Annotated in this window: 19 protein-coding genes; 13 read left to right on the forward strand and 6 right to left on the reverse strand. The window is 61.7% G+C overall.

Going from position 1 to position 19,632, the window contains the following annotated elements:
- Nucleotides 1-4: 4 nt before the first annotated feature.
- From ACLEJU_RS00550 to ACLEJU_RS00560, 3 genes are all read right to left on the reverse strand, one after another.
- Entirely contained in the window at nucleotides 5-1,171 is a 1,167-nt protein-coding gene (locus tag ACLEJU_RS00550; RefSeq protein ID WP_435421672.1) for a PilZ domain-containing protein, read from the reverse strand.
- 37 nt (nucleotides 1,172-1,208) lie between these two features.
- Entirely contained in the window at nucleotides 1,209-2,690 is a 1,482-nt protein-coding gene (locus tag ACLEJU_RS00555) for a glycosyltransferase family 2 protein (RefSeq protein WP_178083377.1), read from the reverse strand.
- Between the two features lie 84 nt (nucleotides 2,691-2,774).
- Nucleotides 2,775-4,091, reverse strand: a complete 1,317-nt coding sequence (locus ACLEJU_RS00560) for a nucleotide sugar dehydrogenase (protein WP_435421671.1) — start codon at nucleotides 4,089-4,091, stop codon at nucleotides 2,775-2,777.
- Nucleotides 4,092-5,019: 928 nt separating this feature from the next.
- On the opposite strand from ACLEJU_RS00560, the gene ACLEJU_RS00565 reads away from it, so the two are divergent.
- The 7 genes from ACLEJU_RS00565 to ACLEJU_RS00595 all read left to right on the forward strand — a co-directional run bounded on the left by ACLEJU_RS00565 (nucleotide 5,020) and on the right by ACLEJU_RS00595 (nucleotide 10,868).
- Nucleotides 5,020-5,460 carry a hypothetical protein gene (locus tag ACLEJU_RS00565; protein WP_435421670.1) on the forward strand — a complete coding sequence of 147 codons (441 nt, stop codon included), beginning with the start codon at nucleotides 5,020-5,022 and terminating at the stop codon, nucleotides 5,458-5,460.
- A gap of 88 nt (nucleotides 5,461-5,548) precedes the next feature.
- On the forward strand, nucleotides 5,549-6,340 hold the full coding sequence (locus ACLEJU_RS00570) for a hypothetical protein (protein WP_435421669.1): 792 nt from the start codon (nucleotides 5,549-5,551) through the stop codon (nucleotides 6,338-6,340).
- The gene (locus ACLEJU_RS00575) at nucleotides 6,337-7,002 is read left to right on the forward strand and encodes an ABC transporter ATP-binding protein (RefSeq protein WP_435421668.1); all 666 of its coding nucleotides are present in this window, start codon (nucleotides 6,337-6,339) and stop codon (nucleotides 7,000-7,002) included. Before ACLEJU_RS00570 ends, ACLEJU_RS00575 begins: the two co-directional genes overlap by 4 nt.
- Entirely contained in the window at nucleotides 6,995-8,167 is a 1,173-nt protein-coding gene (locus ACLEJU_RS00580) for an ABC transporter permease (protein WP_435421667.1), read from the forward strand. The genes ACLEJU_RS00575 and ACLEJU_RS00580 overlap by 8 nt, the downstream gene beginning before the upstream one ends.
- The gene (locus ACLEJU_RS00585) at nucleotides 8,160-9,623 is read left to right on the forward strand and encodes a TolC family protein (RefSeq protein WP_435421666.1); all 1,464 of its coding nucleotides are present in this window, start codon (nucleotides 8,160-8,162) and stop codon (nucleotides 9,621-9,623) included. Before ACLEJU_RS00580 ends, ACLEJU_RS00585 begins: the two co-directional genes overlap by 8 nt.
- A 46-nt stretch (nucleotides 9,624-9,669) precedes the next feature.
- Nucleotides 9,670-10,245, forward strand: a complete 576-nt coding sequence (locus tag ACLEJU_RS00590; protein ID WP_435421665.1) for an HlyD family efflux transporter periplasmic adaptor subunit — start codon at nucleotides 9,670-9,672, stop codon at nucleotides 10,243-10,245.
- 5 nt (nucleotides 10,246-10,250) lie between these two features.
- A complete protein-coding gene (locus ACLEJU_RS00595; protein WP_435421664.1) occupies nucleotides 10,251-10,868 on the forward strand; it encodes an efflux RND transporter periplasmic adaptor subunit in 618 nt (205 codons plus the stop codon).
- Here ACLEJU_RS00595 and yaaA read toward each other — a convergent pair.
- The gene (gene yaaA, locus ACLEJU_RS00600) at nucleotides 10,853-11,632 is read right to left on the reverse strand and encodes a peroxide stress protein YaaA (RefSeq protein WP_435421663.1); all 780 of its coding nucleotides are present in this window, start codon (nucleotides 11,630-11,632) and stop codon (nucleotides 10,853-10,855) included. The genes ACLEJU_RS00595 and yaaA overlap by 16 nt on opposite strands.
- 138 nt (nucleotides 11,633-11,770) lie before the next feature.
- On the opposite strand from yaaA, the gene ACLEJU_RS00605 reads away from it, so the two are divergent.
- From ACLEJU_RS00605 to moaE, 5 genes are all read left to right on the forward strand, one after another.
- Complete coding sequence (locus ACLEJU_RS00605) at nucleotides 11,771-12,898, forward strand: polysaccharide deacetylase family protein (RefSeq protein WP_435421662.1); 1,128 nt, start codon at nucleotides 11,771-11,773, stop codon at nucleotides 12,896-12,898.
- Between the two features lie 282 nt (nucleotides 12,899-13,180).
- Nucleotides 13,181-14,575: a PhoH family protein gene (locus tag ACLEJU_RS00610; protein ID WP_435421661.1), complete on the forward strand. Its 1,395-nt coding sequence runs from the start codon at nucleotides 13,181-13,183 to the stop codon at nucleotides 14,573-14,575.
- 96 nt (nucleotides 14,576-14,671) lie between these two features.
- Nucleotides 14,672-15,142, forward strand: a complete 471-nt coding sequence (gene moaC, locus ACLEJU_RS00615; protein WP_435421660.1) for a cyclic pyranopterin monophosphate synthase MoaC — start codon at nucleotides 14,672-14,674, stop codon at nucleotides 15,140-15,142.
- Entirely contained in the window at nucleotides 15,142-15,387 is a 246-nt protein-coding gene (gene moaD, locus ACLEJU_RS00620) for a molybdopterin converting factor subunit 1 (protein ID WP_435421768.1), read from the forward strand. The genes moaC and moaD overlap by 1 nt, the downstream gene beginning before the upstream one ends.
- Before the next feature lie 2 nt (nucleotides 15,388-15,389).
- Complete coding sequence (gene moaE / locus ACLEJU_RS00625; RefSeq protein WP_435421659.1) at nucleotides 15,390-15,836, forward strand: molybdopterin synthase catalytic subunit MoaE; 447 nt, start codon at nucleotides 15,390-15,392, stop codon at nucleotides 15,834-15,836.
- 160 nt (nucleotides 15,837-15,996) lie between these two features.
- Here moaE and rhlB read toward each other — a convergent pair whose 3' ends face one another.
- Nucleotides 15,997-17,472 (reverse strand): ATP-dependent RNA helicase RhlB, encoded by a 1,476-nt coding sequence (gene rhlB, locus ACLEJU_RS00630; protein ID WP_435421658.1) that lies wholly within the window; start codon nucleotides 17,470-17,472, stop codon nucleotides 15,997-15,999.
- 101 nt (nucleotides 17,473-17,573) lie between these two features.
- A complete protein-coding gene (locus tag ACLEJU_RS00635; RefSeq protein WP_435421657.1) occupies nucleotides 17,574-18,230 on the reverse strand; it encodes an alpha/beta hydrolase in 657 nt (218 codons plus the stop codon).
- A gap of 331 nt (nucleotides 18,231-18,561) precedes the next feature.
- On the opposite strand from ACLEJU_RS00635, the gene ACLEJU_RS00640 reads away from it, so the two are divergent.
- Nucleotides 18,562-19,590, forward strand: coding sequence for an amino acid ABC transporter substrate-binding protein (locus tag ACLEJU_RS00640; RefSeq protein WP_435421656.1), 1,029 nt, complete (start codon nucleotides 18,562-18,564; stop codon nucleotides 19,588-19,590).
- The last annotated feature ends 42 nt before the right edge of the window (nucleotides 19,591-19,632 follow it).

Here is a 19,632-nt window from a genome sequence, read left to right on the forward strand (position 1 = left end):
CCTCTTACAGACCACGGGCCACGGCTTTGTCGATCAGCCAGTTCAGCGAAGGGCCACGGTCGCTGTTGACCGCAGCCGGGCGGCCGGCGAGTTCGGCCGGCATGGCGCTGTCGGGCTTGATCTGCACGCGGATGTCGGAGGCCAGGTCATCGCTGTTGAGACTGGCGCTGCTGACGATCTGGCCGGTGCGCACGTCGTCTTCGCCGGCCACCTGGAAGTTGACCCGGGTGCCTGGCTTGACCTCGTCGAACTGGCGGTAGCTGAAGCGTGCCTCGACCATCGGGGTGGTAGTGCGCGGCACCAGCTGGAAGATCGGCTGGCCCTTGGCGGCGTACTGGCCGTCGTCCACCAGTTGGCGGGCGACCACGCAATCGCAAGGGCTGGTGAGGGTGCCGGAGAGCTGCTTGCCGAACAGCTCTTCGATTTTTGCCGGCTCCAGTTGCGAGTCGTCCAGGTTGCCCTTGAGCATGTCCAGCATGCTGGTGGAGAAGCTGGCCAGCGGCGCGCCCTTGACGATCTGCCCACCGGTTTCGGCCAGGCTGTTGACGGTACCGTCGCGCGGCATGGTGACGGTAGTGGTCGGCACGGCGACCACGCCGGCTTCGGCATGGCTGACGAAGTACATGCCGTACAGCGACTTGGCGACGAAGCCGAACGCGGCCACGCCGACCACGAACACGCCGAGGGTCACGGTCACGGCCTTGAGGCGGCCGAAGGCAGACAGGCCGGAGCCGCCGTCCTTCTGTTTGCGGGCCTTGGTGAAGTTGTCGCGCTGCAGGGTGCTGAGCACGTCGCCGACAGTGATCAGCTCACCCGACAGGTGGGTGGTGATGATGTGGCGCAGGGTGGCGATGTCGCGAGGTTCGAGGTTCTGGAACTGCGCGCCGGTACGGCCGCTGCCGCTGTTATAGCCGCGTACCTGGAATTCGATGTCCATCGACAGGCCGAGGTTGTCGACCGTGAACTGCAGGCGACCGCGCAGCACTTCACCGACCGACAGTGGCTGTTTGGTGTGGAAGCTCAGGCCACCGGCGGAGAGGTCGTCGACCTTCACATCGTGGGCCTGGCGCTCTTTGTCGAGGAAGCGCAGCTTGGCAGGGATGCGCACCCGGGCGTGTTGGCGCTGGGCTTCGGACTCATGCACGACGTTGACGTTCACGGCGGTATTCATCTGGGTTTGTTCCTGTTAGTTCCGATCCGGGTTGGGCTCACACGACCATGAACAGCACAGCGACGAAGATGCTGGCAGCCGAGAAGGTCATGGTCCGCGAGGACCAGGTGTTGAACCATTGTTGAAAACTGGCGAGGTCACGCTTGAGGGCAGTCGGTTGGCGGGTCCAGGACTGCTTGTCGAGGCGGAAGAACACGTAGATCTTCATCAGCGCGCCGACGATCTGGTTGTAATAGAGAATCAGCGGGTAGGCCGGGCCGACGTTGTGGCCGGAGCACAGCAGCATGACGGTGAGAATCAGGCGGGTGATGCCGATCCACAGCAGGTACACCAGCAGGAACGCCATGCCGAATTTGAGGCTGGCGATCACCGCCACGGTCAGGCCGAGCAGGCTGGTCCACATCGACACACGCTGGTCGAACAGCACGATGCTGGTGAACAGGCCCAGGCGGCGCAGGCCAAGGCCCAGGGCACGGGAGTTCTGCCGCAGGTTGTTGCCGTACCAGCGGTACATCAGCTTGCGGCTGGCCTTGAGGAAGCTCTTCTCTGGCGGGTGCTCGACCGTGTTGATCGCGGCATCCGGCACATAGAAGGTGTCGTAGCCCAGGCGCATCAGGCTGAACCAGCTGGACTTGTCGTCACCGGTGAGGAACTTGAAGCGGCCCAGGCGCCAGTGCATCAGTGAGTCGCTTTCGACGTCGGCGATGAACTCGGGGTTGGTCACCACGCTTGCGCGGAACATCGACATGCGCCCGGTCATGGTCAGCACGCGCTTGGACAGGGCCATCGAGCACATGTTGATGTGGCGCTGGGCGAAGCGCAGCTTGTGCCACTCGCTCATGATGTAGCCACCGCGCACTTCGCAGAACTCGTTGGTGGTCAGGCCGCCGACGTTGGGGAACAGCTTGAACCACGGCACGGTCTTGCGTACCACGCCTTCGCCGAGCACGGTGTCACCGTCGATCACCGCGACCACGGCGTTTTCGTCAGGCAGCATCCGCGAGATGGCGCGGAAGCCGTAGGCCAGGCCGTCGCGCTTGCCGGTACCGGCGATGCGCACGATGTCCAGTTTGACGTGGGCGGGCGGGTTGTAGCGGGCCCACAGGCTCTTCACCAGCAGTTCATCGGACATTTCCACCAGCGAGCAGACCACGGTGGTGGGGTAGCCGCACTCGATCGCCTCGCGGATCACCGAGCTGTACACCTGGGCAGTGGTCAGCGCTTCGATACGGAAACTGGTGACCATCAGGTACACATGCGACGGCGCGGCGGCATCGCCCATCTTCTGTACCTTGCGGCGCAGGTACGGGTAGACGCCGTAGAGAAAGATCATGCCGCGGATGAAATGGGTGGCGCCCATGGAATAGCGCCAGATGCCGACTGCGCCGACCAGGAAGATGAAGTGCTTCGACTGCGAGTCGAAGATATCGGCTGGCAGGGCCAGGGCGATCAGCATGAGCAGGCTCATGTAGAGCAGCCACCCGGCGCACTGCAACAGCACAGTCTGGAGCCTTTGCATGTTCAGCATCCGTCGAGAATTCGGGAAAGGGTGGGCAGCGCAGGTGCCGCTCTTGCAAGAGCACCCCGCTGCCCGGTCGAGCACTTACCAGCAGATGCCTTCGGTACGGCTGGTGGTGCAGGTCGGCTTGCCCATGAAGCCGACCAGGTCGATCACCTGCTTGCCGGCCGGCGCTTGCTCGGCAAGGGCGCGGAACTGCTCGTCACGGTTGCCCAGGACGATGATGTCGGCGTTGGCGATGACCTTCTGGAAGTCGGCATTGAGCAACGACGAGACGTGGGGGATCTTCGACTCGATGTACTCTTTGTTCGCCCCGTGGACGCGGGCGTACTCGACGTTTTCGTCGTAGATATCCAGCTGGTAGCCCTTGCCGATCAGGCGCTCGGCCAGTTCCACCAGTGGGCTCTCACGCAGGTCGTCGGTGCCGGCCTTGAAGCTCAGGCCGAGCAGGGCGACCTTGCGCTTGTCGTGGGCTTCGATGAGTTCGAAAGCGTTCTGCACCTGCGATTCGTTACTGCGCATTAGCGAGTCGAGCAGCGGTGCACGGACGTCGAGGGACGCAGCGCGGTAAGTGAGGGCGCGTACGTCTTTCGGCAGGCACGAGCCACCGAAGGCGAAGCCAGGGCGCATGTAGTACTGCGACAGGTTCAGTACTTTGTCCTGGCAGACCACGTCCATCACGTCACGGCCATCGACGCCCACGGCTTTGGCGATGTTGCCGATCTCGTTGGCGAAGGTGACCTTGGTGGCATGCCACACGTTGCAGGTGTACTTGATCATCTCGGCCACTTCGATCGGCTTGCGAATGACCGGCGCGTCGAGTTCTTCGTACAGGGTTTGCAGCACGTCACCGCTGGCGCGGTCCAGTTCACCGATGACGGTCATCGGTGGGTGGTCGTAGTCCTTGATCGCGGTACTTTCACGCAGGAATTCCGGGTTGACGGCAACGCCGAAGTCGACACCGGCCTTCTTGCCCGAGCAATCCTCGAGAATCGGGATTACCACGCTCTTCACGGTGCCCGGCAGCACGGTGCTGCGCACCACGATGGTGTGGCGGCGCTCGCTGTCGCGCAGCACGTAGCCGATTTCGCGGCACACCGACTCGATGTATTCCAGGCCCAGGTCGCCGTTCTTCTTGCTTGGGGTGCCGACGCAGATCATCGACACGTCGCTGGCGCGGATGGCCTCGGCGAAGTCGGTGGTGCCACGCAGGCGACCATTGGCGATGCCTTGTTGCAGCAGTTCTTCCAGGCCAGGCTCGACGATGGGCGATTTGCCCTGATTGATCAGGTCGATCTTGGTCTTGGACACGTCCACACCAATCACGTCATGGCCTCGCGCCGTCAGGCAGCCTGCACAGACCGCACCCACATAACCCAAACCAAAGATGCTGATACGCATCGCTATCACCTCATGTGTTTATCACGCCAGCTCTTCCAGGAAGAGCCGGACTGGGTTGATTAACAACAGTTTTCGGGCGCACGGATCCATGGCGAAAGCTCATTTCGCCGAGCGCAGGCATGAATAAATCCGTCGCGCACAAAGTTGTGCACTAAAAGTTGGCAGTAATAAGCCAGTATTTAAAAGGCGTGCCCTGTCATGCAGCCGTCTTTATTGCAAAGCGCTACTAGGTGCTCTGCTGTGCTTGTTCTTTCAAGTGGAAAAATCCTTTGAAATCAACCACTAGGACGAGTTTGAAAGGGCGCGTTACTCCTCGATGGGCAATGCCTGCGGGGTTTCCCGTTGCACTTGCCAGATTATCGGGGCGGGTAGTGATACCTGCCGGTTGTCATCTGTAAGTCATCTCTCACACCCCAGGGGCAGGAAATTCGTTACGGCACTATGAGCGATGCGCCGCAGTAGAAGTTCCTGAACGGGTTCCGCTTCGATGAAAGATTTCTAAATAATTTTTCAGTGGCAAATACTTTCAAATTGATAGCACGTCACAGTTTCACCCCCAGTTATAAAGGACGAGACTGAAGCGCGGTGGTGTTATGCCATCACGGAAAAATATTTTTCAAAATTCGTCAAAAAAGTACGAACGGTCTTATGGCGTTTGGCGATAGAGGGGTCAGCGCCGGGTTATTGGCGCCTGACTATTGACTTGGCGGTCTTTTGCAATTGCCCTGCAATGGGGCACTGGTTGGCACATATCCGGTAACACACAAAGGCCTCACGAAAGCTAAGGCTTTGCCGGCTACTGCCGTTACCCCCTTTGGACGCTCTGTGGAGCTGTTCATGTACGACGGAGCGTCTTGAGCAATCTCGGGCCACTGGCCACCGCGGGCGTCTCATCCATCAATCACATGGAAGAGACGAGATAAAGCTTATGAAGAAGACAACACAGGTTCTGATCGGCGGGGTATCGCTGCTGTTTGCTGGCATGGTGCAGGCTGGGCCGAACGTCAACGTGACGTTCAAGAATCTCGGGGGGCAGGACGCCGTACTGAAAATGGTGACCTCCAATGAAAGCAGCACTTACCAGATAGCCACTCCAAAGCCGGCCAATAAAGTAGCGACGAAGATGCAGACCACGTTTGATGTACAACGTGTGGTAAGCCCTGACGTCAATGCAGCAATGGTACGTTATACGCTAGGTGGTAAAACTTGCGCGTTTGGGACGACCTTCCAGATGAGAGTTTTGCCTGGAGGAGTCAAACAGCCGCAGTGGACTAAAACTGCGACACCGAGTGGAGGGGCTACCTGCACCGCGAGCATCACGCGTACCAATGCCGACTACTCATGGTCAGTTGAATTCACCATGAAGTAATTTTGCAGATTTGGAGTGGGCAGTAGCATGCGTCCGAATGGACTGCGTGTTGCTGCCGGACGGCTGGTGTTTTCAGGTGAGGTGGTATATGCAACTTCCAAAAAATACGGTTCTTGGAAAAGCACAAACGACAGAGGCCCTGCCTGTCAGAAGAGCCTCGAGTGTTGACAAGGCGGCACAGGTCAAAGCGCTTGAAAGCGACCGAAAACCAGAGAATTCCGAGCTTTCAAGCCTTTCTCGGCAGCTCAGTGCTGCAGCGCAACGCGCGGCAATTAGAGATGGTCAGCTTTCTCGTAGCGAACTTTCGGCATTGGCTGCACGCATGCTGGAAAAGCTGACGGGAGCCAGCTACTCATTTAACAAGTTATCTTATGATAACTTTTTGCCCGACACCGATGATAGTGAATTGTTGGCGCGGGCTCAGCAAGCCACCGACTTCGCGAATGGTCGAGGCTCCAATCCATTTACGGGTTTGTCCTCAGAACAACTAAGTTTGATTACGTATGATGAGGGTGGTGACTTTACTGTAAATGAGCGACGAGCTGCGCGATTGGAATTGGCAGGTCGACGATCGGAGTGGTCGGTTTACATAACCCAGAAAATGGAAGGTGAACGCCATCGAACCGGAGGCGTAGAACAAGGTATACGCGAGATTATCGAATATTACAGAGCGCTTCCGGCGATGGAAGAAGCGCAAATTATGGGCAATTGGGAGATGGATTACAGAATGATGCTCTCTCGCTACGATGAAGAGGGCGAAGCATTCGATATGTCATTGATCGACCTGGTCGCCAAACAATGGAGAACGGAAAAAGCCTCGTCCTCAGTGCCGTTTGATCCCCCCGCTGATGCCATTAGCAAGGGGGGTAACAAGGGATGACCTCGATCATTGCCCTGCACGGCGTCACACGTCGGCTGGGAGGCGAAGCCGTGCTCCAGGACGTATCGTTTTCCATCCCGGCAGGCCAATCCTGCGCCGTCGTCGGTGCCTCCGGCTCTGGCAAAAGCACGCTGCTCAACCTGATCGGTCTGCTTGACCAGCCGTGTCACGGGCGCCTGGTACTGGATGGGAATGAGATGGCCCAAGCCGATGCCGATCAGCGTGCCATTACCCGTAATCGCCTGCTTGGCTTCGTGTTCCAGAGCTTCAACCTGCTGCCCCGGTTGTCCGTGCTGGACAATGTTGCGCTGCCCTTGAGCTACCGCGGCATCCGCCTGGCGTCGGCTCGGCAGATCGCCAAGGTTCAGTTGGAGAAAGTCGGCCTGGAGCCTCGCGCGAACTATCGCCCGGCCGACCTCTCTGGCGGCCAGCGGCAGCGAGCGGCAATTGCCAGGGCGCTGGTTACGGAACCACGGATCTTGCTGGCCGATGAGCCCACAGGCAACCTGGATCATGACACGGCGCAGGACATCATTGGGCTGCTCACCACGTTGAACCGTGAGCAGTTCATGACGCTACTGATGGTGACCCACGACCCGGCCATGGCGCAGTGCATGGACCGGTGCCTGCTGGTTCGCAATGGTGGCGTGTTCGATGCCTGAAGCCGCCTACGGCCCAAGCTGGCCGCAACGCTTCAGCGAGGCCCTGTTCAGCGTTCGGCAGCTGGGCGTGCGGGCCTGGCTTGCGCTGTTTGGCATCGCAGTCGGCTGTGCCGCACTGGTGGCCCTGATGAATATCGGCCACAGCGCAGCACAGTATGCCCGGCAATTGTTCCAGGGCCTGGGTAGCGAGTTGCTGGTCGTCAACCTTCAATCCATGGTCGAAGGCGGCGTGCCCCTGCGTCTGGAACCTGTCGCGTTGCCGCCGGGCATCCGAGCTGTGGCCCCCTTGGCAGCTGGTGTGTTCGCTGTGCAGTTCAACGGGGAAAGCATCGAGACGATGGTGGCAGGCAGCACTGCACAGTTGTTTGAGGTCATCGACCTTCAGGTAGCCCGAGGCCGCTCGCTGTCTGCTTACGATGACCAGGCCGCGCATGTGTTGCTGGGAGCTTCGCTGGCGGCGCGGTTGCAGGTGAGGCCGGGTGATCGCGTGCAATTGGGTAGCTATCTGTTCGATGTGGTCGGTGTGCTCGCGCCACGTGGCTACAACCCGATGTTGCCGGTCAATTTCGACGATAGCGTTCTGATGCCTTTGCCAGGCACGCGTCGCTTGAGCCCGGTACCCGAGGTTGCAACGCTGATCGCTAAAGGGATCGAGGCCTCAACCCTCACCCAGGCTGCACGTTCATTGGAGCACTATCTGCGCGCCAGGCTCATGCAGCATGACGTGGATGTCCAGTTACCCAGGCAAATGCTCGAAGGCATGGCCGGCCAGACACGGGTGATGACCGGTCTGCTGGGCGGCACCGCCGCCGTTGCCCTGCTACTGGGGGGTGTCGGGGTGATGAATGTGATGGTGATGAACGTGACCCAGCGCCGACGCGAAATCGGGGTGCGCATGGCCCTGGGCGCGCGCGGCCGCGACATCGCCTGGCAGTTCCTGCTTGAGGCGCTGCTGTTGTCGGTGGCCGGAGCGCTGCTGGGCGCAGTGCTTGGCTTGGCGGCTGCGTGGTTGTTCGCCCGGGTTTCAGGGTGGGATCTTGCGCTCGACGCAAGGTCGCTTCCGGCGAGCATGGGCGTGTCGCTCGCCCTGGGGTTGTTCTTCGGTTTGCAGCCCGCCCTGGCTGCGGCGCGGCTACAGCCTGTCGTCGCCTTGCGTGATGAGTAAGTGGCTGGCGATGACCTGCGTATGGTCACTGCCCCTGTTCGGCCTGGCCGACAGCACTTTGCAGCCGTCCAGGCCGACCTTGCAGCAGGGTGGCTCGGTGAGTGCATTGTCGGCGTTGCACGATGAACCTGTGGATATCGACCTGGCCGATGCCGTTGCCTTGGCCCTGCGCGACAATCGGGCGATCCGCAGTGCCTACCTTGAGCGTGTCGCGCAGAAGTACGACCTGCGTGTGGCCCAGGACCGGTTCGCCCCGCAGCTGTCGCTCAAGGCTCGCTACCTGGGCAATCGCAATCATGCCGATCGCTACCGGGAGGCACAGCTGGCCCCGAGCGCCAGTCTGCTCACCCGGTACGGTACGCGCCTCAATCTGGAGTGGGATTACGGGCATACACAAGCCGATGCGGCGGGGCGGCGGTACCGGGATGGCGCCAGCCTGATGATCGTTCAGCCATTGCTGCGCGGCGCCGGGCGGGACATCGCCAGCGCGCCGCTGCGCCAGGCTTACCTGGCGGAACAGTCGAACCGTCTGACCCTCGCCGACAACGTGGCCCAAGTCATTACCCGCACCCTGCTTTCATACCGCGACCTGCTGCGCGCGCAGGAGCAACTGCACATTGCCGAAGATGGCCTGTCGCGTTCCCGTCAGCTGGTGGAGGTGAACCGGGCGTTGATCGCTGCCGGGCGCATGGCAGCCTTCGAAGTCGTGCAGGCAGAGGCCGAGGTCGCCAGCCAGGAGCTGGCCCTCGAAGGCAGCCGCAACCAGCTGCGGCATACCCGCGTGGCCCTGGCGCAATTGCTGGCTTTGGACCTTGCGACACCGCTACGAGCCGCAGAGGGGCTGTTGGCCCAGCGTCCGCAGGTGAGCGCCGAGCAGGCCCTGGCCCAGGCAGAAGCGCTGCAGCCGGCGTTTCTGATGCAGCGGCTGGCGGCCGAACAGGCGGCCATCGAGCTGCAGGTCGCACGCAACGCGCAATGGTGGGATCTGTCACTGATCGGCGGGGCCAGCCAGACCCGGGAACGCCCCGGCAGTGAGACGACGTGGGAGCACTATGTGGGGCTGGAGCTGGAGATACCGATCGGTGACCTGAGCCGCCGCCAGGCGCAGGTGCGGGCCAAGGTCGGGGTGGAAGACCAGCGCTTGCGCCTGGCTGAATCCCGTCAGCAGCTTCAGCGCGAGGTGAGTACGGCAATACGCGATCTCCAGGTCCGCTGGCGGCAAGTGGAGATCGCCGGGCGTGCGCTGGCCCTGACCCGGCGCAAGCTGGAAATCGAACAGCAAAAGCTCGCGGCAGGGCGCTCGAGCAATTTTCAGGTGCTCAGTTTCGAGAATGATCTGCGTCAGACGCAAAGCACGCAGCTTGAAGCGACGATCGCGTACCTGGATGCGCAAGTCATCCTCGATCAGGTCGTGGGGACCACTTTGGCCAACTGGGAGGTGGCCCTCAATGATTAAACGGGCCTGTTGGCTGGCCGTCGCGGTGATGTGTGGCGACTTGGCGATGATGATATGGCCCCGCGCAGTTCAGCTTCCCGAGCAGACGTGGCTGCGTGTCGAACCGCAATTGCTGGAAAGCCGTCTGGGGTTGGTGGGCAGGCTTCAGGCGACCCGCCAGGTGACATTGAGCGCTCCGTTCGATGGTGTGGTGGCTGCAATACCCCCTCAGGATGGACAGCGCGTGGAAGCGGGCCAGCCCTTGATCAGCCTCGAGACTGCTCAGCTTGACATCCAGCTACGCCAGGCCCGCACCGAGCACCTCAAGGCACAGGACCAGCTCCTGCAGTTGCGTACCTGGGAAAGCGGCCCTCAGGTGGCGCGAGCCTTGCGTGGTGTAAGAGCGGCCCGCGCCGGCTTGGCGGCCACCCAGGCGAGCCTGCAGGACACGCGGCGTCTGTTCGAGCGTGGCATCGTCGCCCGAATGGAAGTCGCCAGCCTCGAACAACTGCGCCAGACGCAGCGTGAGGCATTGCTGGATGCTGAACAGGAGTTGCTGTTGACGCGGGCGCGGGGGCAGGGCGATGCGTTGCTGATTGCGGAAATGGAGCTGGCAATGCGCAAGCGCGCTGGCAGGTCTTGACCAGAATGCGTGAGCAGCAGGTGATCGAGGCGCCTTTCACCGGCGTGCTCTTGCCCGTGGGTACGGATGCCGGCCCCGCTGGCCGGCAGGTGCATGTCGGGCAAGAGGTGAGTCAGGGCATGCCGTTGTTGACCCTGGTCGACCTGGAGCGCTTGCAGGTGGTGGCCAGGCTGGAGGAGCACGATCTGGCCAAGGTGCGTGAAGGCATGCTGGTCGAGGCCGTCATCGCGGAGCAGCTGTTTGCAGGCCGCATCGACCGGATTGCCATGCAAGCAAGCGACGACACTGGACAGGGGGCCTGGTACGACCTGCAAGTCAGTCTGGATTTGCCGGCTGCGGCCCTGCAACTGGGCTTGCGCCTGGGCATGAGGGCTCAGTTGGCGTTGTTGCTTCACCGCCAGGAGCAGGCGATGGTGGTGCCTGCGCAGGCGTTGCAGGTGGACGATGCCGGGCGCACCTATGTGCTGTTTCGGCCCGACGAAGGCCAGGCATCGCGTAAAGTGCCTGTCACGCCAGGCACGATGGGGGTGCAGGGTGTCGAAGTTCAGGGGCTGGAGAGTGGTTACGTACTGATACCGCCGGAGCCGCCAGGCGGCCCCGGCATCGATCAGTCGGCTGGATGATCGCGCAGGAATACCAAATGATCGGCCTTCGACTGCTCGGCACTGTAGTAGTAGCCCTGCACGTCGAAGCGCTTGAGCTGCTCGGGGTCGTTGACTTGGTCCTGAATCACGAAGCGGCTCATCATGCCGCGAGCCTTCTTGGCGTAGAAGCTGATGATCTTGTACTGGCCGTTCTTCAGGTCCTTGAAGTCGACGTTGATCACCCGGCCCTTGAGCGCGCTGCGTTTCACCGCGCTGAAGTATTCGTTGCTGGCCAGGTTCAGCAGCAGGTCGTCACCCTGGTCGGCCAGCGCCTGGTTCAGCCACTCGCTGATGCGCGTGCCCCAGAAGGCATACAGGTCCTTGCCGCGGGCGTTGGCCAGCTTGGTGCCCATTTCCAGGCGGTAGGGCTGCATCAGGTCGAGCGGGCGCAGCAGACCGTACAGGCCGGAGAGCATGCGCAGGTGCCGCTGGGCGTAGCTGAAATCATCCTCAGAAAGGGTTTCGGCATCCAGGCCAGTGTACACGTCACCTTTGAACGCCAGCAGCGCCTGCTTGGAATTGGCCGGAGTGAAGTCAGGGGTCCAGCTGCCGAATCGCGCGGCGTTGAGGCCGGCGAGCTTATCGGACAGGTGCATCAGCTCGCTGATCTGCGTCGGCGAGAGTTCGCGCAGCTGCTGGATCAGCTCCTGGGAATCGTCCAGATATTGCGGCAGGGTGAAGCGCTCGGTCACCGGCGCGGTGTCGTAGTCGAGGGTCTTGGCGGGGGAAATCACCGTCAGCATCGGGTCGGCTCCTGGGAATCGTCGCGGGGAATTCTACGGATCGCGGCCGGTAACGCCAAACTATGGCGACAATAGTCACAGACCATCGCCAATGCAGGCGCTATAGTGCGCGTTTTGGCTGTCACGGAGAGACCGATCGTGCGCATTGCCGGGGCCTTGCTGGCCACCTTGTTGAGCCTGGCCGCCCAGGCCGCCCCCATGCCCCCGGCCAGCCTGGACCGCAGCCTGTGGCCCGAGCAGCTGGACAACCCGGTGCTGTTCGACGTCGCCTCGCGGGCCGAGATCCTGTCGTTTGCCCAGGTGCTGCATGAAAGCGAGCTGCTCGACGATGGCGCCTTGGCTGCACGCTTGGGGCTGCGGCAGATCAACCTGCAGAAGGTTCGCGCCGTGCGCGCGCAGATGTGGCAGCGGTTGTGGCAGGGTTACCAGCAGGCCCGGCGCAGCTGCGAGCAGGATGCCTCGTTCTGCTACCTGCTTGAGTCAATGGCCGACTTGCGCACCAGGGCAGCGACATTCGCTACCGATGTCGGCACGTTCTACACCGGTTGGATCGAGCCGAGCCACCAGTTTCATGCGCGTTATCTGGATGAACAACTGCGCAAGGCAGCATTGCTGCCACAGACCAGCAGCGAGGTCGAACGCTTGTCCAGCCGCGAGCGAAATGGCGATGAACTGAATGACCGCATGTTCCTCCTGACGTTCGTCGGTGGCCCGGGGCCTGATGGCGGTAGCACCGATGCGCTCACCGAATACCTGCGCAAGCAAAAGCTGCAGGGCACCTTCTTTGTCTTGGGTAATCGCCTGCAGCAGCGGCGCGATACCGGTGCAGCCGATGCGCTGGCCCAGCTCTACAGCGGCCAATGCGTAGGCATCCAGGGTTGGGAATATCGCTCCCACGCCCAGTGGCAGGGCTGGCAGGACTCGATCAAGCGCGCCCAGGCGCGGGTCCAGGCCGACCTGCCGACGCAATACGTGCCGCTGTTCCGCCCGCCCTACGGCCAGCGCCGGGCCGACGGCGAAGCGTTCATGGCCAGCCAGCAGCTACGGGTCTCGCTATGGGATATCGACGCTCAGGATGATGGCGCGCTGACAGCCGACGCTTCGGCCCAGCGGGTGCTGACCTTGATGCTGCTTTGGCGCAAGGGGGTGATCCAGTTCCATGACAGCCTGCCCAAGGCGCAGTCGGCGGTCGAGTGGTTGCTGCACAACACGGCGCAGAGCGGCATCGGCTGGGAAGGCTGCCGTGATTACGCTTATCGCGAATAGAGGGTATGACTTTTGACTGTAGTCCCGTCTGGCGTTGCCGCCAAGCGCTCTTCGTCAATCGGAAAAATAAACTTCAAAATCTCGTAAAAATGCTTTTTTCGGTCATGGCTTTTGCGGTATGAAGAAACCAGACAGCCGATTCCTGCAGCACAGGTGGCGTCATCCACCCCACCTTGCCAGGTACGCTTCCCGCCCGTAGCAACGCGGATACGGGAAGACCGGCGGTCACTCTGCGGCGCACTACAGAGCGTGCCGTGTGGCTTCGACATAAGGTGACCGAGTATGGATGACCAAGGACGCAACCCTTCCTCCAGCAAGCCAATCCTCTATGTGCTCGATACCAACGTCCTGATTCACGACCCCAACGCATTACTCAACTTCGAGGAGCATCACGTCGCCATTCCGATGACGGTGCTGGAGGAACTCGACAAGCTCAAGACCGGTAAACAGACCATCGCTGCCGAATGTCGCCAGGCTATCCGCCTGATCGACCAGCTTCTCGGTGACGCTTCGCCCAGCGATGTGGAGCAGGGCGTGCCGATCCAACGTGGCAAGAGCGGGCCAAAGGGGTTCCTGTCGATCCTGATGAGCCCGCGCAACGAGCCCAGCAAGCTGCTGCCGGAAAACCTCAACGACAACATCATCATCAACACCCTGCTCGAGGTCCGTAGCCGGCGCACCGACCTGGACGTGGTGCTGGTCACCAAAGACATCAACATGCGCCTGAAAGCCCGCGCCTGCGGGATCGCGGCCGAGGACTACAGCACCGACCAACTGGTCGACGACGTGTCCTTGCTGTCCAAGGGCTATCATTCGGTCACGGGTTCGTTCTGGGACCGGGTCAGCAAGGTCGATACCCGTCAGGAGCGTGGCCGCACCTGGCATCGGGTACAAATGATCGACAACCTGCCCGCCGTGCACATCAACGAGTTCATCATCGACGAGCAAGGTTTTGTCGGCTGGGTAAAAGGCATCCGTAACGATGAACTGCTATTGCTCGACCTGCACCAGGAGCCATTGCTGCATCAGGAGGCCTGGGGCCTGAAGCCACGGGACATTCATCAGAGCCTGGCACTGTTCGCCTTGCTCGACCCCGATATCCACCTGGTCAACCTGACCGGCGCTGCCGGTTCCGGCAAGACCATCCTGGCTCTGGCCGCAGCCATCGAGCAGACCATGGTCAGCAAGCGCTACCGGCGCATCATCGCCACCCGCAGCGTGCAGGGGCTGGACCAGGAGATCGGCTTCCTGCCGGGCACCGAGGCGGAGAAGATGGAGCCTTGGCTGGGTGCCATCACCGATAACCTCGAAGCATTGCACATGGACGATGAAAGCACCCATGGCAGCGTCGAATACATCCTCGAACGCGTGCCGCTGCAGTTCAAGTCGCTGAACTACATCCGCGGGCGCAGCTTCCAGCAGAGCCTGATCCTGATCGACGAGTGCCAGAACCTCACGCCGCACCAGATGAAGACCATCATCACCCGTGCCGGCTCCGGTTCCAAGGTGGTATGCCTGGGCAACCTGGCACAGATCGACACGCCGTACCTGTCCGCGACCAGCTCGGGCCTGACCTACCTGACCGAGCGCTTCAAGGACTTCCCCCATGGCGTGCACATCACCCTGCAGGGTGTGCCGCGCTCGGTACTGGCCGAGTACGCCGAGTCTCACCTGTAACCCTCACAGCCGGGTGGCTCGCTGCCCGGCTTTTTTCCGCTGCGCAATCCTGACCCACGGGTTTACACTCTCTGTTCCCTTCACAGGAGCAGAGCAGTGCTGACTCATCTTGATTCCCAGGGGCGCGCCAACATGGTCGACGTCACTGAAAAGGCCGTGACCGAGCGCGAAGCCGTGGCCGAGGCGCGGGTGCGCATGTTGCCGCAGACCTTGCAGATGATCGTCGATGGCGAACATCCCAAGGGCGATGTGTTCGCCGTGGCGCGCATTGCCGGTATCCAGGCGGCTAAGAAGACCAGCGACCTGATCCCGTTGTGCCACCCGCTGATGCTGACCAGCGTCAAGGTCGAACTGAGCGCCTACGGCGAAGATGCGGTGCATATCGTCGCCCGCTGCAAGCTGGCCGGGCAGACCGGCGTCGAGATGGAAGCGCTGACCGCCGCCAGCGTCGCTGCGCTGACGATCTACGACATGTGCAAGGCGGTAGACAAGGGCATGGTCATCGAGCAGGTGCGCCTGCTGGAAAAAGTCGGTGGCAAGAGCGGGCACTACAAGGTGGAAGCGTGATGAAGGTCAAGGTGATGTATTTCGCCCGTTACCGCGAGCTGCTGGGCGTTGATGCCGAGCGTCTGGAAGGCGAGTTCAAGGTGGTAGACGATGTGCGCCAGGCGCTGGTGGCCAAGGGCGGGCATTACGCGGTGCTGGCCGAACAGAACCTGATGAGTGCGCGCAATGAAGAGCTGTGCAAGCTCGATGAGCCGCTGGAAGAGGGCGATGAAGTGGCGTTCTTCCCACCGGTGACCGGAGGCTGAACATGGCAGTGCGAGTGCAACACGGGGCGTTCGACGCAGGGGCTGAAGTCAATGCCATGCATGCGGCCAATGTCGGCGTTGGCGCTGTGGTCGGTTTCGTCGGCTATGTGCGCGATTTCAACGATGGTCGGGACGTGGCGGGGATGTTCCTCGAACATTACCCGGGCATGACCGAGAAGGCCCTGGCCAAGATCGTGGTCGAGGCCGAGCAGCGCTGGCCGTTGCTCAAGGTCGAGGTGCTGCACCGCATCGGTGCGCTGGAGCCGGGTGAGCCGATCGTCTTTGTCGGTGTGGCCAGTGCCCATCGGCAGGCGGCGTTCGATGCCTGCAACTTCATCATGGACTACCTGAAGACCCGGGCGCCGTTCTGGAAGAAGGAAAATACCCAGGACGGGCCGCGCTGGGTGGAAGGCAAGCAAAGTGACCAGGATGCCGCCGGGCGCTGGTAGTCAAGGCTGGACTGGCCCCTTGTAGGAGCGGCCTTGTGTCGCGAGAGGGCCGCGACGCGGCCCCAGGATTTCAGCATAAATGCGGAGATTGTCGGGGCCGCTTCGCGACCCTTTCGCGACACAAGGCCGCTCCTACGAGGGCGAGGCTAGCGCTGATGAATCAGTGATGCTTGCGCGGCACTGGCTTCAGCAGGTCATCCGGCGGCATTTCGCACTTGATCTTGCGCCCCAGCAGCTCTTCGATTGCCGGCAACTGGTAGGAGTCATCCTCACCAGCAAAGCTGATCGATACGCCTTCAGCACCCGCACGCCCGGTGCGGCCAATGCGGTGCACGTAGTCGTCCGGGTCTTCCGGCAGGGTGAAGTTGATCACATGGCTGATGCCATCGATGTGAATCCCGCGCCCGGCCACGTCGGTGGCCACCAGCACGGTGATGCGCCCTTCACGGAAGTTTTCGAGGGTGCGAATACGCTTGTGCTGTGGCACGTCACCCGACAACTGCGCGGCATTGATGCCGTCGCGCACGAGTTTTTCCTCGATGCGGCGTACCTCGTCCTTGCGGTTGGCGAACACCATCACCCGTTCCCATTTGTTCTGGGTCACCAGGTTGTACAGCAGCTTGTACTTGTCGCTGCCGGCCACCGCATACACGTGTTGCTCGACCGTTTCGCTGGCGACGTTCTCCGGCTCGATCTCGACGATCGCCGGGTTGGTAGTCCACTGCTTGGCCAGGTTCATCACGTCATCGGTGAAGGTGGCGGAGAACAGCAGGGTCTGGCGTTCGCTCTTCGGCGGGGTCTGGCGGATGATCTGCCGTACCTGGGGGATGAAGCCCATGTCGAGCATGCGGTCGGCTTCGTCCAGCACCATCACCTCGACCATGTCCAGGTGCACTTCGCCACGCTGGTTGAAGTCCAGCAGGCGGCCGGGGGTGGCTACCAGGATGTCGCAATGGCGGGCTTCCAGGGCCTTCAGCTGCTTGTCGAAGTCCATGCCGCCGACGAAGCTCATCACATTCAGGCCGGTGTACTTGGTCAGGGCCACGGCGTCCTTGGCGATCTGCACCACCAGCTCGCGGGTTGGCGCGATGATCAGCGCGCGCGGCTCGCCCATGTAGCGCTCTTTCGGCGGTGGCGTCTGCTGCAGCTGGGAAATGATCGAAATCAGGAACGCTGCCGTCTTGCCAGTACCGGTCTGGGCGCGACCGATGGCGTCCTGACCAGCCAGGGTGTAACCCAGCACCTGCGCCTGGATCGGGGTGCAGTACGGGAAACCGAGGTCGTGGATGGCGTGCATCAGCTCGTTGGAGAGCTTGAAGTCGTGGAAACGGGTCTTGCCTTCCTGCGGCTCGACCACGAAGTCTTCCGGCTTCCACAGGCTCGCCTGGGGCTTGGGCTTGCGTTCGCGACGTGGTTTGTCCTTGGCCGGCTTGTCGGCAGGCGCTGGGGCGTCGGCAGCTGCTTCTACCTTGGCGGCGGGTTTGGTGGTGGGCTTGGCGCGGGGCGCGGCCGGTTTCGGCTCGGGCCTGGCCTCTGCGGTGGGGGCGGGCGCCGTTGGCGTCACGCTGGCAGCAGGAGCGACGGCCTGAGGCGCGGCGTCTCCTTTGCCGAATATTTTCTTGAGTGCCTTGAGCACGATCGTCTCATCAACTGGTTAAGGAATGTACGCCGGGCAGTGTAATGCAAGATCTGGGCGCGGCGTAGCGGAAAACTCCCACAACTACAGGTGGGGTTGGCTTATTGCAATTGCTTGCTCAGCCAGTCGTGGATATCGCTCAGTTCCTCGACCACCACCTCGTGCTCCATCGGGTATTCGTGCCAGCGAGCGGCGACTCCCCAGGTATTGAGGTATTCGAACGCGGTACGGCCCATGGACGGAATCACCACCGGGTCGTGCATGCCGTGCAGGCACAGGGCCGGGGTGCGTTGCTGGCAGGCGCTCAGCTGGTGGCTGTCGGTGAAAGTCGGAGCGTAGGTGGACAGGGCGATGACGCCGCCCAGTGCTTCCTGCCACTTTATATAGGCAGTGTGCAGCACCACCGCACCGCCCTGGGAGAAACCGGCGAGGAAGATCCGCGACAGGTTGATGCCCTTGGCCTGCTCGGCCTTGATCAGGCCGATGATCTGCTCGGCCGATTCTTCCAGCTGCGCTTCGTCGATGGCGCGGGCCGGGGTCATGGCCTTGATGTCGTACCAGCTGGGCATCGCGTAGCCGCCATTGATGGTCACCGGGCGGGTCGGTGCCTGGGGCATGACGAAACGGGTGCTGGGCAGGCGCTCCTGCATGAATTCGGCCACAGGTAGGAAGTCGTAACGGTCGGCACCCAAACCGTGCAACCAGATCACACAGGCGTCAGCGGTTTTCTGGGGTTCGAGAATCAGCGGGTTGGTCATGACTGCTCCGAAAGAGTGCGGGTCTTGTTATGGCGTGCGTGAAAAGAAGGCGCTGCAATTGATTGTCAGAAAAAGAATGTCGCAACGATACAACTTTCCCTACTTGACGATCGCTTAAACGCTACAGCCAACAAATCTGGTACGCGCTTTGCAATTCTTCATTCGATGCAAAGGGCAGGCCGTGACGGTAACACCCTTTGCACGCGAAGGCTGTCACAGAACAGCTCATTGCGCCAATTGACCCAAGAACAAGCCAACACGGGTCGGATGCGCCTCATAAGGGTGCGGTGCAATTCCGGCTCATACAACAAGAGCGATTTGGAGGTTGTGAATGAAGATGTTGAAAACCACCCTGGCAGTCCTGACCGCTGCCGCTGCACTGGGCGCCGTGAGCACCGCCCAGGCCGGCGCCACCCTCGATGCGGTAAAGAAGAAGGGCTTCGTCCAGTGTGGCGTGAGCGACGGTCTTCCGGGCTTCTCAGTGCCTGATGCGCAGGGCAAGATCGTCGGTATCGACGCCGACGTCTGCCGCGCCGTGGCCGCCGCTGTGTTCGGTGACGCGACCAAGGTCAAGTTCAGCCAGCTCAACGCCAAGGAACGCTTCACCGCCCTGCAGTCGGGCGAAGTCGACGTGCTGTCGCGCAACACCACCTGGACCAGCTCGCGCGATGCCGGCATGGGCCTGGTGTTCGCCGGCGTCACCTACTACGACGGCGTTGGCTTCCTGGTCAACAAGAAGCTCGGCGTTTCCAGCGCCAAGGAACTCGACGGCGCGACTATCTGCATCCAGGCCGGTACCACCACCGAACTGAACGTGTCGGACTTCTTCCGTGCCAATGGCCTGAAGTACACCCCAATCACCTTCGACACTTCCGACGAGAGCGCCAAGTCGCTGGAGTCCGGCCGTTGCGACGTGCTCACCTCGGACAAGTCGCAGTTGTTCGCCCAGCGTTCCAAGCTGGCCGCGCCGACCGAATACGTGGTACTGCCGGAAACCATCTCCAAGGAGCCCCTGGGCCCGGTGGTGCGTAAAGGCGACGAAGACTGGTTCAGCATCGTCAAGTGGACCCTGTTCGCCATGCTCAATGCCGAAGAGGCCGGCATCACCTCGAAGAACGTCGAGGCCGAGGCCAAGTCCACCAAGAACCCGGACGTCGCCCGCCTGCTGGGCGCAGACGGGGAATATGGCAAGGACCTCAAGCTGCCCAAAGACTGGGTAGTGCAGATCGTCAAGCAAGTCGGCAACTACGGCGAAGTGTTCGAGAAGAACCTGGGCCAGAGCACCGACCTGAAGATCGACCGTGGCATGAACGCCCTGTGGAACAACGGCGGCATCCAGTACGCGCCACCTGTGCGCTGATGGCTGCACCCTGCGGCGGCATCCCGCCGTCGCAGGTTGTTC

This window comes from Pseudomonas sp. SMN11, assembly GCF_052041945.1.
Taxonomy (GTDB): Bacteria; Pseudomonadota; Gammaproteobacteria; order Pseudomonadales; family Pseudomonadaceae; genus Aquipseudomonas.

Excerpts from the sequence above, each read along its gene's own strand:
- ACLEJU_RS00550 (WP_435421672.1), bottom strand. The coding sequence starts at position 1,171 with ATGAATACCGCCGTGAACGTCAACGTCGTGCATGAGTCCGAAGCCCAG.
- ACLEJU_RS00555 (WP_178083377.1), bottom strand. The coding sequence starts at position 2,690 with ATGCAAAGGCTCCAGACTGTGCTGTTGCAGTGCGCCGGGTGGCTGCTC.
- ACLEJU_RS00560 (WP_435421671.1), bottom strand. The coding sequence starts at position 4,091 with ATGCGTATCAGCATCTTTGGTTTGGGTTATGTGGGTGCGGTCTGTGCA.
- ACLEJU_RS00565 (WP_435421670.1), top strand. The coding sequence starts at position 5,020 with ATGAAGAAGACAACACAGGTTCTGATCGGCGGGGTATCGCTGCTGTTT.
- ACLEJU_RS00570 (WP_435421669.1), top strand. The coding sequence starts at position 5,549 with ATGCAACTTCCAAAAAATACGGTTCTTGGAAAAGCACAAACGACAGAG.
- ACLEJU_RS00575 (WP_435421668.1), top strand. The coding sequence starts at position 6,337 with ATGACCTCGATCATTGCCCTGCACGGCGTCACACGTCGGCTGGGAGGC.
- ACLEJU_RS00580 (WP_435421667.1), top strand. The coding sequence starts at position 6,995 with ATGCCTGAAGCCGCCTACGGCCCAAGCTGGCCGCAACGCTTCAGCGAG.
- ACLEJU_RS00585 (WP_435421666.1), top strand. The coding sequence starts at position 8,160 with ATGAGTAAGTGGCTGGCGATGACCTGCGTATGGTCACTGCCCCTGTTC.
- ACLEJU_RS00590 (WP_435421665.1), top strand. The coding sequence starts at position 9,670 with ATGATGATATGGCCCCGCGCAGTTCAGCTTCCCGAGCAGACGTGGCTG.
- ACLEJU_RS00595 (WP_435421664.1), top strand. The coding sequence starts at position 10,251 with ATGCGTGAGCAGCAGGTGATCGAGGCGCCTTTCACCGGCGTGCTCTTG.
- yaaA (WP_435421663.1), bottom strand. The coding sequence starts at position 11,632 with ATGCTGACGGTGATTTCCCCCGCCAAGACCCTCGACTACGACACCGCG.
- ACLEJU_RS00610 (WP_435421661.1), top strand. The coding sequence starts at position 13,181 with ATGGATGACCAAGGACGCAACCCTTCCTCCAGCAAGCCAATCCTCTAT.
- moaD (WP_435421768.1), top strand. The coding sequence starts at position 15,142 with ATGAAGGTCAAGGTGATGTATTTCGCCCGTTACCGCGAGCTGCTGGGC.
- moaE (WP_435421659.1), top strand. The coding sequence starts at position 15,390 with ATGGCAGTGCGAGTGCAACACGGGGCGTTCGACGCAGGGGCTGAAGTC.
- ACLEJU_RS00635 (WP_435421657.1), bottom strand. The coding sequence starts at position 18,230 with ATGACCAACCCGCTGATTCTCGAACCCCAGAAAACCGCTGACGCCTGT.
- ACLEJU_RS00640 (WP_435421656.1), top strand. The coding sequence starts at position 18,562 with ATGAAGATGTTGAAAACCACCCTGGCAGTCCTGACCGCTGCCGCTGCA.